The sequence below is a fragment of the Hymenobacter jeongseonensis genome, assembly GCF_015694725.1.
GTDB lineage: Bacteria > Bacteroidota > Bacteroidia > Cytophagales > Hymenobacteraceae > Hymenobacter > Hymenobacter jeongseonensis.
Window position 1 is genome coordinate 343,038 of the sequence record NZ_JADQDQ010000003.1, and the last position, 12,756, is coordinate 355,793.

Consider the following 12,756-nt stretch of genomic DNA (forward strand, 5'->3'; position numbering starts at 1 on the left):
CCGAGCGTATGGAAGTATCGCGCAGGCAGTCATAACTACTACCACAAGCGAAATGCTTCGCTGTGCTCTGCATGTCTGTTCTGAATTAACTACACCACTAAATAAGAAATGAGCGGGTTGAGCGGGCTGCGGCGCAAGGCGTAGTTGGCCACGCCAAATACCTCATCAAACGCCAAGGTTTCGCCGGGGAACTCCGGACAGTTCAACTCATCGAAAGCCACAACGGCGCCTTTGGTGAGGCGGGGCCGGATGGCTTCGAGGCAGGCTTTGGTTGGAGCGTAGATGTCGAAATCAAAATACGCGAAGGCGATAACCGTTTCGGGGTGGTCGCGCAGGTAACGGGGCACGGTTTCGGAGGCATCGCCGGCCACTAGCTCGAACTTGCGCTTGTGCGGAATGGGGCTGTCGGCTTCGTGCAGGGCCAAGATTTGGGTGAGGTACTCCTGGTATTCGGGCGTCACACCGTAGTCGCCTTCTTTCACCTGGGTGCCGTCCTTCGGGTCCACCGAGGGGAAACCGCCAAACGTATCGAAACCAATTATTTTGCGGTTGTAGTTGAACGGCTCGTAGATGCCGCGCAATGCGTGCATCAGGGCCAGATTTTGGCCCCAGCGCACGCCAAACTCCATGGCCACGCCGTGCACCGGGATAATTTGCTGGTATAGCTCGGTGAAGAACAGCAGGCGCGAAAACGTCTGGCGGTTTAGGTATAGGCCCAGGTTATTAAGCAGCTCGGTGTTGGGAATGGGCGAGTCGCGCAGGGTTTGAGCGAAGTTCTCGCGCCGCGCCTGCTCGGGTGCCGGAGCTCCGCTGATGACGGAAATGGGGGAGGTGGGGGACATGAATAAAAATTAAGCCGGCTGCAAAAATGCAACAATGCTGCGGCCCAGGCCCACACCGGCCAGGGCTTCGTAATAAGTGGCCACGGCCGGCAAGGGCGCGGTGCGCAGTAAAAAACTGTCCTGCGCGATGCGGGCCCGGTGCGCGGCTTTGCCCACGGCGCGGTTCATTACGTAGTTGCTGTGCGGCGTCAGCAAGTTGAGGTCGATGGGGTGGTCGGCCAGGAGCCGGGCCACCTGCCAGCCCGTGGCTTCGGCCAGGTTGCGCAAGCCGGTTTGGTTGAAATAGGAGAGGTGGTCGGGCAACACCACCCAGAACGGGCGGTCAATTTCCCCTGTGCTGAGCACGTGCTGCTGCAGGGTCGAAAAATCGTTGGGCACATCCACCAGCAGCGCCCCGCCGGGCGCCACCAACCGGCGGCACAGCCGCAGCAATTCGGCTGGTTCCACCACGTGCTCGAGCACGTTATCCAGCCACAGCACGTCGAATTGCTGTCCTTCTGCCACCAGCCGGTGCAGGCTCTCAAACAGGTCGCCGGTGCGCAGGTGAGCCAGCAAGTCAGCATGGAAGTGCGTGAGGGCAAAACTGCTAAAATCCAGACCCAACACGTCCCAACCCTGGCGCTTAAAATAGGCCAGAGCCCAGCCCTCGCCGCAGCCAATGTCCAGAAATTTTCGCGGCGCCGCACTTGATGCTGCGGCTGGTGGCGTTGCCGCTGTGGCTGGCAGGTTCTCCAGCACCCAGTGGCGCAGGCGTAGCATGCCATCAAAGTGCTCCAGCTCTTCGGGCGAGTAGGCCGCCGTGTAGGTAGTTAGCTCTTCCTGATAGTAGCGTTGCTCGTAGTACTCCCGTAGAGCTTCTGGAGTAGGTTTTTCCTTGATTTCATAAAAACCGTACTCATTCAGGCGCAAGGAATCGGGCACGGTCATGTGGTTTTTTGCTCGATGTGGGCATTTATGGACATTATTTCCGGGTGCGCTTCCAGCAAGCGGAGCAGGTCAGCAACGCCTAATTCGGCGGCGCCATACTGCTCAATCAGGGTGCACAACACTTCGTAGTCCTCGGCCGTGTCCAGGGTAATGCGGAAGCGGCTGAAGTCACCACCCGGCCAGATTTCGTCGCGGTAGAGCACGCGGCCCGCCGTGGCGGGGTTGGCTTTGAGGTAGGGCGTGACATGCTCCCGCTCGTAGGGCAAAGTGGCGTTGGTGTAGGCCTCGCGCAGCATTTCCATGGAGAAAATCTCGAAATCCAGCCCCCGCGGGAAAGTGCGCACAATGGCATTGGAGCGGTACACCAGCGGGTTGTCCTCGGCCAGGTAGCGGGCTACGGCAGCCCCAATTAGGTGGCCGTCTACCAGCGGGCAGTCGCTGGTCACGCGCACAATGACATCGAGGCCGAAGCGCTGGGCCGTTTCGAAGTAACGGGCCAGCACGTCGGTTTCGCTGCCGCGGTGGTAGGGCAGGGCGTGGGTTTCGGCGTAGGCGGCCAGCACGTCGTCGGCCGGTTCGGTGGTGGTGGCCAGCAGCACCGGCAGACCGCTTTGGCGCAGCCGGGCCACGTGGTAGTCCAGCAATGGCCGGCCACCGGCTGGCAGCAGCACCTTGCTCGGCAGCCGCGTGCTGCCCATGCGCACCTGCGAAATAATGCCCGCGCGCTGCATCAGGTGGTTTTTTCGAGCAAATACACGACGTCTTGGTTGCCGCGCTCGGCATCGTTCACGTAAGGGTACAGCTGCTGCTTCACCAGGCGCAACTCCGGGAAGCTGTCCAGGAAGAGCTGGGCGAAGTTGGCTTTCCAGAGGAATCCTTCGTTGCCGCGGTATTCAATGGACGTGGTTTCGGGGGCGTAATACTCGAAACCCATGATGTAGCGGCGTGAGCAGCGCACCATCTCGGTCATGATGCGCGGCAGGTCGGCCGGCGCAATGTGGATGAGCACGCCGTTGGTGCACACCACATCGAAGTAGTTGTCCTTGAAAGGCAAATCGAAACCGCTGCCTTGCAGGATGTTCACGCCGCGCACAAACTCCCGGGCTTTTTCAACGGCGTATTTCTGCAACTCGATGCCGTAGAGGTTTTCAAAACCAGCGGCTTGCAGGCCCACCAGCTGCATGCCAGTGTTGCAGCCCACTTCCAGAATGCGGGCGTCGCGGGGCAGGTCGCCGAGGAATTCGGCGTTCATTTCCAGCTTGGTGTGCCCGAAGATGCCACGGTAAAACTCGTTCCACTCGTCCAGCGGACGGGAATTGCGGTCGGTGTATTCACGGCCAAAATCGCCGGACCAGAAGTCTTCTTGTTGAGTGTGCTGCAAGGGAGGTGGTGTTGAATTATACCAAATAAGCCGTCATGCTGCGCGCAGTCGAAGCATATCTACTGGATTGCGTTGAACAGCCCATGCGAAGCGGGAAAGATGCTTCGATAAGCTCAGCATGACGCACTGTTTATTGGTTGTTTTCGGTTAAAAATTCGGTGATGCACGCTACCACGTAGTCTTGCTCCTCATCGGTAAGCGTCGGGAATAGCGGGATGCTAAGGCATTGCGTGTAGTATTTTTCCGCCAGCGGAAAGTCGCCGGCCCGCCAGCCGAGGCCTTCATAATACGGCATGCGGTGCACGGGAATGTAATGCACCTGCGCAAAAATCTGCCTTGTTTTGAGGAAATCGTAGAGCCCCTTGCGGTCGGCTACCTGAATGACGTACAGATGGTACGCGTGGCCGGGGCGGCCCGGGGCTAGAATTGTCAGGCCGGGTGCCTCAGCAAAAGCGGCATCGTAGCGGTCGGCCAGCTGGCGGCGCCGGGCCAAACCTTCGTCAGCGCGGGCGAGCTGGCTGAGACCGAGGGCGCAGTTGAGGTCGGGGAGGCGGTAGTTGTAGCCGAGCTCCTGCATTTCCATGTACCAGCCGCCTTCCGATTCGTGGATTTGGTCGGCCGGGTCGCGGGTGATGCCGTGGGTGCGCAGGCGCAGCAGGCGGTGAAAGAGCTGCTCGTCGTTGGTGGTTATCATGCCGCCCTCGCCGGTGGCAATGTGCTTGACGGGGTGAAAGCTGAAGATGGCCAAATCGGCAAAGTTGCCGTTACCGCAGCGCTGCTCCTGCCCCTGCGAATCAATGAAAAAGCCGCCCGGCGCGTGGCACGAATCCTCGATTATCCAAAGACCGAACTCGTTGGCCAACGCACGGGCTTCTTCAAGATTCACGGCCAGGCCAGCAAAATCCACCGGAATCAACCCGGCGAAATACCCTTTCGGGTGGGCTTCCAGCAGTTTCCGCACCTGGCCCAAATCGATGAGTCCGGTGGCAGGGTCAATGTCGGCAAAGTGTACCTCGCCGCCGCAGTAGCGCACGCAATTGGCCGAGGCCGCGAAGGTGAGCGGCGTGGTGATAACGCGCTGGCCGGGCTGCACATCCAGCGCCAGCGCGCACAGGTGCAGCGCCGCCGTGCCGTTGCTTACGGCTACGGCATACTGGGCCCCCACGTAGGCCGCAAACTGCTTTTCGAACTCGCCCACGGTGGGCCCTTGGGTGAGGTAGTCGCTTTGCAGGGCCGCCGTGACGGCCGCCACGTCCGCCTCTGTGATATGCTGGCGGCCGTAGGGTAGGGCGCGGGTGGGATGAAAACTGGGCTTTGGCATTGACGAAACGGTGCTTTAGGCCTGAAAATCGGCGTCCACGTGCAGGCGTATTTCGTCGCGAATCTGCTCGGCCGTCAGCCATTCTTCGTTGTTGGCCGAATCGTACTGGAAACCCAGCGGCACCCGCTTGCCGTTGAAGTGCTGCACAAATTTGTCGACGTCCCAGGTCGGCATCGACGGCAGAATGACGTAGTAGCGGTCCAATTCGACCGTGCTCAGGGCATCGGTTTCGGTAATCATCGCCTCGTGCAGCTTCTCGCCGGGGCGAATGCCCACGATGCGCTGCTCGCAATCCGGGCCGATGGCGCGGGCCACCTCCGTGATTTTGTAGCTTGGGATTTTGGGTACAAAAATCTCGCCGCCCCACGAGTGCTCCAGCGCATAGAGTACCAAATCGACGCCTTCTTCCAGCGAAATATTGAAGCGCGTCATGTCGGGGTGGGTAATGGGGAGCACTCCGGTGCTGCGCTGCTGCAGGAAAAACGGTACCACCGAGCCGCGCGAGCCAATTACGTTGCCGTAGCGCACCACCGAAAAGCGCAGGTCGCGCTTGCCTTTCATGTTATTGGCGGCCACAAACAACTTATCAGAGCAGAGTTTGGTGGCGCCGTAGAGGTTGATGGGCGCCGCCGCTTTGTCGGTGCTCAGGGCTACCACGTCCTTCACGCCGCTGTCGAGGGCTGCGTTGATGACGTTCTCCGCCCCGAAAATATTGGTCTTAATGCACTCCATCGGGTTGTATTCGGCGGCGGGCACCTGCTTGAGGGCCGCGGCATGAATCACGATGTCGATGCCCTCGCAGGCCCGGTGCAACCGCTCGCCATCGCGCACGTCGCCAATGAAATAGCGAATGGCCGGGTACTTGGCCGGGCTGAACTCCTGGCTCATTTCGTACTGTTTCAGCTCATCGCGCGAAAACACCACGAGGCGTTTCACCTCCGGAAATTTTTCGAAGACAGTGCGTACGAATTGCTTGCCGAAGGAACCGGTGCCGCCGGTAACGAGGATGGATTTGTGGTTGAGGTCGAGAGCCATGAAAATAAGTAAGCCGAAACAGGACTGCAAAAGTAGTTTGCAGGAATGTAGCGTGGACTCTGCGCGTCCGCGTGCGCAACAACTGGCGCCGTTGAACCCGTTTCCGTTACGCCCCCGTGCGGACGCGCGGAGTCCACGCTGCATTCCCGACCTTTGGCCGCCGGAGCTACTTCCGCGTTTCGAATGCTATTTAATTCCCTCCATTTTCTGGTGTTTTTCCCGATAGTTGTCGGGCTCTATTATGGCTTGGCGCCGCGTTGGCGCGGGGCGCTGCTGCTGCTGGCCAGCTACTATTTCTACATGAGCTGGCGGGCTGCCTACGCGCTGTTGCTGCTGGCCACCACGCTTGTTGATTACTACAGCGGCTACCGCATGAGCCAGCTGCCCACCAAACAGGCGCGCCGGCCTTACCTCTACCTTAGCCTCATCAGCAATCTGGGCACGCTGTTCGTCTTCAAGTACTTCAACTTCTTTCGCGACACGGCTGTGCAATTGGCAGAGGCCTTGCATTTGCCGGCCACGGCGGTGCCGGCTTTTGGGCTGCTGCTGCCGGTGGGCGTGTCTTTCTACACCTTTCAGTCGGTGGGGTACATTATTGATGTGTACCAGGGCCGCCTGGAGGCCGAGCGGAATTTCGGCCGCTTTGCGCTGTTCGTGGCGTTTTTCCCGCAGCTGGTGGCGGGGCCCATCGAGCGCGGCGGCCACATGCTGCCCCAGTTCAAGCGCACGCACCGCTTCGATTACGCGCGGGTGGTGAGCGGCTTGCGCCTGATGGCCTGGGGCTTGTTCAAGAAAGTGGTGGTGGCCGACCGGCTGGCGTTGTTCGTCAACCCCGTGTTCAACAACCCCCGGGAACACCCCGAAGGCTTGGTGCTGGTATTGGCCACGCTGGCCTTCACCTTTCAGATTTACGGCGACTTTTCGGGCTACACCGACATGGCCCGCGGTGCGGCCCGCGTGCTGGGCTTCGATTTCAACCTCAATTTCCGGCAGCCTTACTTGTCGGCTTCGGTGCCGGAATTCTGGCGGCGCTGGCACATTTCGCTGTCGAGCTGGTTCCGAGACTACGTGTACATCCCGCTGGGAGGCAGCCGCGTTGCTCCCGCCCGGGCCTATGGCAACTTACTGGCCGTGTTTCTCATCAGTGGCCTGTGGCACGGTGCCAACTGGACCTTTTTGGTGTGGGGCGGTCTGCACGGTCTGTATTTAGTAGTCAGCACCTGGGCCAAGCCGGCCCGCGAGCGGTTGGCCCAACTCACGGGGCTGGCGGCGCATCCCAGCCTGCGCCAGGTGCTGGGCGTAGTTATAACGTTCGTGCTGGTTGCGTATGCTTGGATATTTTTTCGGGCCAATTCCCTCAGCGATGCCGTGTTCATCAGTCAGCGGTTGGGGAATGGTTGGGCTGCGCTTGACGGGCAGAAAGTGGCCACGCTGCTGCTGGATTTCTCGCAACACTACCGCCCCGAACTGGCGATGGCAGGGCTCGGTGTTGTCTTAATGCTGGTAGTCGAATACTTCGGCCGCAACCGTAGCCTGCAGGCTTGGATTACCGGACAGCCGTTTGGGGTGCGTTGGGTCGGCTACGCGGGCCTCACGCTCCTCATATTGTACCTGGGTATTTTCAATAGCACCTCCTTTATCTACTTTCAGTTCTGAAACGCTTGCTCTCACCTGCTGGATGGCGCCTTATTTCCCGTTTGCTGCTGCTGGCGGGGGCCGACGTACTGGGCTTGCTTTTGCTGGGCCCCGTGGTGCTGGGCGGCCATGTAGATGCATTTTATGGTCGCTTTACTAGTCCCCAGGCCGGTTCTCTGATAATTGGCACGTCGCGGGCGGCGCAGGGAATTCAGCCCGCCGTGCTGGCAGCCACTTTGGGCAACCGCTTCGAAGTGACGCTTTTGAATTACTCTTTCACACTCACACATTCGCCGTACGGCCCAGCCTATTTGCACAGCATTGAGCGCAAGCTCCGGCCCGATGCTAAAAACGGCTTGTTTATCGTCGCCGTCGACCCCTGGTCCTTATCCCTTACCGGGGCGGAGGGTAGTTTCCCGGAAGATAATTCGTTTATTGGTCAACTTGGTCAGGTAAGCCAGAATCCCAATTTGGCATATCTCGCCCGCTTCCAGACCAAGCCACTCTACCGCCTGTTACTGGACTATGCCACCGCCACCGAACGCCTGCACCCCGACGGCTGGCTGGAAGTCACCATTGGAATCGATAGTGCCCAAGTGCGGGCCCGCACTGCCCGCAAACTACAGGACTACCGCCGCCTTGCTGCCAGCCAGCACCTTTCCTCCGGCCGATTGGCAGCCCTGCGCCAGACAATTGAACTATTAAAGCAGCACGGCCGGGTATTTATGGTGCGCCTTCCAGTTGGCGCTACTCTGTTGCAATTGGAAGAGCAATATCAACCCGATTTTGACCAACGCATGCGCCAAACCGCTGCTGAACTGGCGGTTCCTTATTTGGACTACAGCGCCCAACCCTACGCCACCACCGATGGAAACCACCTACAGCGCGCGGCTAGCCAAGATTTTAGTGTGAGGCTTGCTCAGGATTTGAAAGGTTATCAACTAATACCAAAAAGCGAAATACCGGTGCGTAAATGATATCCAAAAGAAAAAGGCGGCCCTTCCATGAAGGGCCGCCTTTTTCTTTTGAGACTTGGTGACCTTATTGAATCACTACTCTTTTGGTAGTGGAAGTGGTACCAATCTTAATTTGAAGGGTGTAGACGCCCTGAGCTAAGCTGGAAACATCGACCAGCGTTGAAGCTCCGGTCTTATTTACGGCAATGTGATTGCCTACGCGCTGGCCCAAGTTGTTGAATAAGGTCGCCTGAACGTCAGTTGCTGGTGTAATAGCTGGCAACGAGATGGTAAAGGATGAACGAGTTGGATTCGGGTATAGCAAAACTTCAAAGCCTTGCTTAGCACCAGTGGTTGCAAGAGGATTAGCGGCTGGACCAAAGCGCAAAACAAAGCGCGTGGTTAATTTTTGAGACGCCTGCGCAGCAGTCAGGTTGAACGTATAGCTGGGCTGGGTCCGCAGGTTTATGGACAGACCAGTTTGTGCGTCGAACAAAAAGACACCTTGCGTTGCAGATAAATTAAGTAACTGGGCCGCGTTCAAGGTGTAGCGGCCCGCTGCAGGTGCGTTAATGCTCAAGGGGATGCTCATTGTACCCGAAAACGCCGGAAGTCCGTTGATGGCCAAGTTTGTATCGTTGCCTATGATGGCGGCCAAGTTCAAACCACTTGGGTTGCCAAGCTTCACGGCGTCGTAGTTACGGTCAAGGCCAGCTGTGGCACCAGCTTCAGCGTAGACAAAAAGGGCGTCGGCAGGACCCGTTGCGCCCTGCAGTCGCAGTTCAACCAGCGGCCGAGCATCGGCATTGGTACGCAGAAACGACGCTTGCGAACTGTAGGTCGTAACCCGTTGCTCATTCCGGAAAGTCAGGCTGCCGGTGGTTTGGCCGGCGCTCACGCGGACAAAAAATCCTTGGCTCGAAGCAATAAGCGGATTGCCATCACCAATGCCGTTGGTGTAACTGCGGTAGTTGCCATCGTACTGGCTCCGGCTTTCGTACACATACATAGCTCCGTCCAAATTGTTGCGGTCAGCCGCAGTCACCAACCGCCAGTCGAGTGGGGCAGGGTAGGGATTACCCACCAAAGCCCATCCCGAAGCGGCGGCCGTCGGGCCGGCGTTGCGAGCAAGTGGTACGGTCAGGCTGCCATTGTTGAGGGAGCCTACAAAATCAGCTTTTTCGGAAGCAGCAATATTGACGGTATAGCCGCGCCCAACTTCGAGCCGGTCGCTAGTCAAAGCGGGCGATACCCACCCTTTGTCAAAAGCCGGATAATTACTGGTCGTGGTTGCAACGCGGTTTTGCTCATATGCAAACACAGTGGGGAACGGCTTCACCTGCCCAGGAGTCGCGGAGGTGTTGTATTTGCTGTTGACTACCGGCACAAAACCAGTAGTGGCCAAATCTGCGATTGTTGACCCGGCTACCGGAGCACTGTAGTGCCGGTACCCAGTACCCTGGTTTTTACTTTGGTCAATGTACCGCTCCATCAGCGCCGTGCGGCCCTGAACCACACCAGTGCTGCTGTTTACAACAAGGGCTGTACCAGTTGCATCCGATGTCAAGGTAAGGGTGTGGCCATTCAACAATAAGTCACCACTCGAGGCTACTATGAGCGTCTGAACCACAGTCACTGCTTCAGTCAGCGATACGTTTTCGGCATTTGTCGTGGTGAGGTTGCGTACTTGGCTGGGCAAAGCGCCGCCCGTAATCTGGGCCGAGGTACCGTTGTAGATGTAGCTGGCGTCGTTGCTGAAGCTACGCGTGCCGGTTAGCCGCACCGACCCGGTGTTACCCGTAAGTGCAATGCCAGCTGGGTCGCAAATTCCCAGCGTACCGCCCGCTGCCAATACGAAATTGCCGGCGCCGATGAGCGGTTGGCACCCGGTGAGCAGTGTACCGCCGTTTTGCACCGTCAAAGTGCCGACTACATTGAGTGTGCCTGTGAGCGTCGCAGTACCAGCACCGCCCGTCGTAGGCCCGGTAATAGTGACGTTGCGGTAGGTTCCGCTCACATTTTCTGGCGTACTCACAACCAGGTCGGTGAGCGTAGAGACATCATTAAAACGCACGCTGACGGTGTTGTCGTCAAAGTTTGCAGAAAGCAAATCCAAGTCGCCGTCGTTGTCAATATCAGCCATCGCAACCCGATAAGGTTGGCTGCCTACTTGGACATCTGCACCGCTACTAAAGACGCCACTCCCGTTGTTTACCTTCACGCTTACTGTGTTGCTTACGATATTAGGAACAAGAATGTCCATATCAGCATCACCATCGATGTCAGCCGCAGTCACTCCGCCTGGGAAATTCCCCACCGCCAACGTCGCATTGAGGGTAAAGCCTCCGCTTCCGTTGTTAAGAAAAATATTCAGGCTATTACTAAAGGCATTTACAACCAGTAAGTCAAGGTCCCTGTCACCATCAATATCCGCCGTGGTTACCCCGCGAGGCTGCGAGCCCGCTGCAAGATTAGTGGTTCCACTAAAGATGGCGTTACCATCGTTTAGCCGCACGCTTACTGTCGTGCTTTGGTAGCTTCCGGTTAGCAAATCCACATCGCCGTCATTGTCAACATCAGCAGTCGTCAAACTGAATGGGAAGTTTCCTACGGCCACATCGGGGTTGCTAGTGAAGTTGCCATTGCCATCGTTGATATAGATACTTACTGTGCTGCTGGCGCCATTGGAAATCAACAAGTCTTGGTCGCCGTCGCCGTCCAAGTCAGCAGTCATTACGCTTTGAGGGCGGCTTCCGACTGTCAGTTCCGTATTGCCTGAGAAGACACCGCTGCCATTGTTAAAGCGTATGCTAGCCTTGTCGTCGTTGTAGTTTGCAGTGACTATATCCAAATCGCCGTCACCATCTAAATCCGACAGGGCTAAGCCACGAGGCTGGTCGCCAACTGGAGTGTCGACGGTTCCACTAAAGACACCAGTTCCATTGTTGAGCCGAATGCTAACCGAATTGCCCGTAAAGTTGGGCGTAAGCAGGTCGAGGTCACCATCGCCATCGATATCTGCGGTTAGCACTATATAAGGTTTGTTGCCCACCGGTACTTCCGTTCCTCCGGTGAAAGTACCATTGCCACCTGTAGCGGCAGCAGTGAATTGAAACACCCGCGGCGCTGCAAGGCTGCCGTTGGTGCTGCGGGCGGCAGTGGTTATGCTAGTGAATACTGTTTCCCCGGGCTTGAAATCGTATGCGGGGTCAAATGACAAGGTGGTGCCGCTCAAAGTGGTACTACCGGAGTTGCCAGTGCGTTTGCCACCACGTTGATTGCTGAAAACGTGCATAGCCGCCTCTGAACCGACCGTTAGGGCCTCACTGAACGTGGCCGCAACGTTGCTAGTGCGTGGGGCAGCCTTTTGGTTAGCAACCGGTGAGACGTTGATAACGATGGGTTGGGCAGAGAGGGCTACTGGTAGCAGCAGCCCAAACCCCAAACTGGAAAAGCGTATAGAAAACTTCATTAGCAAAGAGTAGATGATTGAATCGATTGAAGACGGAAAATGAAAAATTAAAATGAGTAATTTAATCAAAGCTAACTGATAAGAAGATATAAATACTCACCGGTTAGCTATAACGTCTGCGCGCCTGCGAGCGAGGCTCATAAAAAAAACCTCAAAATAGTGATAAGATAGATAGCTGATTGCTACTGAGGCAACACTGGCTAAAAGAGGGGCAATTAAAACTGGATAAGTAAAACCTAACTTAGCGAGCAGTGAAAAAAAAGCTTTGGCAAAAGCATAAACGATTGGATGAAGCAGGTAAAGAGAATAGCTGATTTGGCCTAGGAGTGCCAGAGGCTTATCAAGCAAATTCACTGCTTGTGCTGTTCGAAAAAAACCACAGCAGATTAAAAAGCAGCTTCCGGTAAATATTAGCCTATTGAGACCCGTCACTAATTCAGTCGTGCTCGGGCCAATTGGGATAAATAGTAGAACCGCTAATCCTAGGACGCCCATCGAAAGGCTAGTTGCGGCTTTTAGGGATGCAGGATTGATAAATCTTCCAATTAGGCAGCCACCCAAAAAAAAAGTAAACTGGTTTAACGGATTAGTGTATAAATGCCACTGGCTGGACAGAGAAGCAACGGGTGTTATCTTATAAAAAGCAAAGTATATAAATAGTAAAGCAGTGGATAAGGCAATGATGAATAAGCCTGTCCGACTTTTGTTAAAGGAGTAAATTAATAAAGGGAAGACAAGGTAAAATGTTAGTTCATTGCCGATTGACCAAGCTCCTGTCGCATAATAGGTGTTCCATTTAACTAGTCCAAACAGTCCCGTCAAGTTGAGAAATAAATCCAATACATCTGGAATTCGCTTTGAGAGGATAATAGATAGGAATGTTACTAACCATAAAAGAGGGAATATTCTAAAAAACCTTTTTATGTAAAATCTAGTTAAGCTTCCCGGTTCCAGCGCTAGTTTTGAAGCATACATATAAGTGAGTGCCTGACCGCTGAGAACATAGAAAATGGCGACTCCATAAATGCCTATCCGGCCCAAAAACGAGCTTGCTGCTTGTTCACCATAAGTCCAAGAGGAATAATGGTAAATCATTATTCCAACCGCAGTTAAACCGCGTAGGTAGTCCAAGCCATGAAGTCTTTGCTTTTCTCCGGATTGTAGAGGCATGGTTGTTATACTCACTC

The 12,756-nt window shown here is 56.1% G+C and carries 10 protein-coding genes; 2 read left to right on the top strand and 8 right to left on the bottom strand.

All coding sequences use genetic code 11. The features are described from left to right. Positions 1-89: 89 nt before the first annotated feature. The 6 genes from I2I05_RS08405 to pseB all read right to left on the bottom strand — a co-directional run bounded on the left by I2I05_RS08405 (position 90) and on the right by pseB (position 5,506). Positions 90-842: a class I SAM-dependent methyltransferase gene (locus I2I05_RS08405; protein ID WP_196281790.1), complete on the bottom strand. Its 753-nt coding sequence runs from the start codon at positions 840-842 to the stop codon at positions 90-92. Between the two features lie 9 nt (positions 843-851). Next, complete coding sequence (locus I2I05_RS08410; protein WP_196281791.1) at positions 852-1,769, bottom strand: class I SAM-dependent methyltransferase; 918 nt, start codon at positions 1,767-1,769, stop codon at positions 852-854. Beyond that, on the bottom strand, positions 1,766-2,500 hold the full coding sequence (locus tag I2I05_RS08415) for a cytidylyltransferase domain-containing protein (protein ID WP_196281792.1): 735 nt from the start codon (positions 2,498-2,500) through the stop codon (positions 1,766-1,768). Before I2I05_RS08415 ends, I2I05_RS08410 begins: the two co-directional genes overlap by 4 nt. Then, positions 2,500-3,150: a pseudaminic acid biosynthesis-associated methylase gene (locus I2I05_RS08420; RefSeq protein ID WP_196281793.1), complete on the bottom strand. Its 651-nt coding sequence runs from the start codon at positions 3,148-3,150 to the stop codon at positions 2,500-2,502. The genes I2I05_RS08415 and I2I05_RS08420 overlap by 1 nt, the downstream gene beginning before the upstream one ends. 130 nt (positions 3,151-3,280) lie before the next feature. Then, complete coding sequence (gene pseC, locus I2I05_RS08425; RefSeq protein ID WP_196281794.1) at positions 3,281-4,471, bottom strand: UDP-4-amino-4,6-dideoxy-N-acetyl-beta-L-altrosamine transaminase; 1,191 nt, start codon at positions 4,469-4,471, stop codon at positions 3,281-3,283. 15 nt (positions 4,472-4,486) lie between these two features. Further along, positions 4,487-5,506: a UDP-N-acetylglucosamine 4,6-dehydratase (inverting) gene (gene pseB / locus I2I05_RS08430; protein WP_196281795.1), complete on the bottom strand. Its 1,020-nt coding sequence runs from the start codon at positions 5,504-5,506 to the stop codon at positions 4,487-4,489. A 183-nt stretch (positions 5,507-5,689) separates the two neighbouring features. On the opposite strand from pseB, the gene I2I05_RS08435 reads away from it, so the two are divergent. After that, complete coding sequence (locus I2I05_RS08435; RefSeq protein WP_196281796.1) at positions 5,690-7,162, top strand: MBOAT family O-acyltransferase; 1,473 nt, start codon at positions 5,690-5,692, stop codon at positions 7,160-7,162. A gap of 92 nt (positions 7,163-7,254) precedes the next feature. Then, positions 7,255-8,118: a hypothetical protein gene (locus I2I05_RS08440; protein ID WP_196281797.1), complete on the top strand. Its 864-nt coding sequence runs from the start codon at positions 7,255-7,257 to the stop codon at positions 8,116-8,118. Positions 8,119-8,182: 64 nt separating this feature from the next. Here I2I05_RS08440 and I2I05_RS08445 read toward each other — a convergent pair whose 3' ends face one another. Continuing rightward, positions 8,183-11,638 carry an FG-GAP-like repeat-containing protein gene (locus I2I05_RS08445; protein ID WP_196281798.1) on the bottom strand — a complete coding sequence of 1,152 codons (3,456 nt, stop codon included), beginning with the start codon at positions 11,636-11,638 and terminating at the stop codon, positions 8,183-8,185. A 27-nt stretch (positions 11,639-11,665) separates the two neighbouring features. Beyond that, on the bottom strand, positions 11,666-12,739 hold the full coding sequence (locus tag I2I05_RS08450) for an acyltransferase family protein (RefSeq protein WP_196281799.1): 1,074 nt from the start codon (positions 12,737-12,739) through the stop codon (positions 11,666-11,668). Positions 12,740-12,756 lie beyond the last annotated feature (17 nt).

What these genes read in the sequence shown, in the direction of transcription:
- I2I05_RS08405 (WP_196281790.1), bottom strand. Translation starts at nt 842, where the DNA reads ATGTCCCCCACCTCCCCCATTTCCGTCATCAGCGGAGCTCCGGCACCC.
- I2I05_RS08410 (WP_196281791.1), bottom strand. Translation starts at nt 1,769, where the DNA reads ATGACCGTGCCCGATTCCTTGCGCCTGAATGAGTACGGTTTTTATGAA.
- I2I05_RS08415 (WP_196281792.1), bottom strand. Translation starts at nt 2,500, where the DNA reads ATGCAGCGCGCGGGCATTATTTCGCAGGTGCGCATGGGCAGCACGCGG.
- pseC (WP_196281794.1), bottom strand. Translation starts at nt 4,471, where the DNA reads ATGCCAAAGCCCAGTTTTCATCCCACCCGCGCCCTACCCTACGGCCGC.
- pseB (WP_196281795.1), bottom strand. Translation starts at nt 5,506, where the DNA reads ATGGCTCTCGACCTCAACCACAAATCCATCCTCGTTACCGGCGGCACC.
- I2I05_RS08435 (WP_196281796.1), top strand. Translation starts at nt 5,690, where the DNA reads ATGCTATTTAATTCCCTCCATTTTCTGGTGTTTTTCCCGATAGTTGTC.
- I2I05_RS08450 (WP_196281799.1), bottom strand. Translation starts at nt 12,739, where the DNA reads ATGCCTCTACAATCCGGAGAAAAGCAAAGACTTCATGGCTTGGACTAC.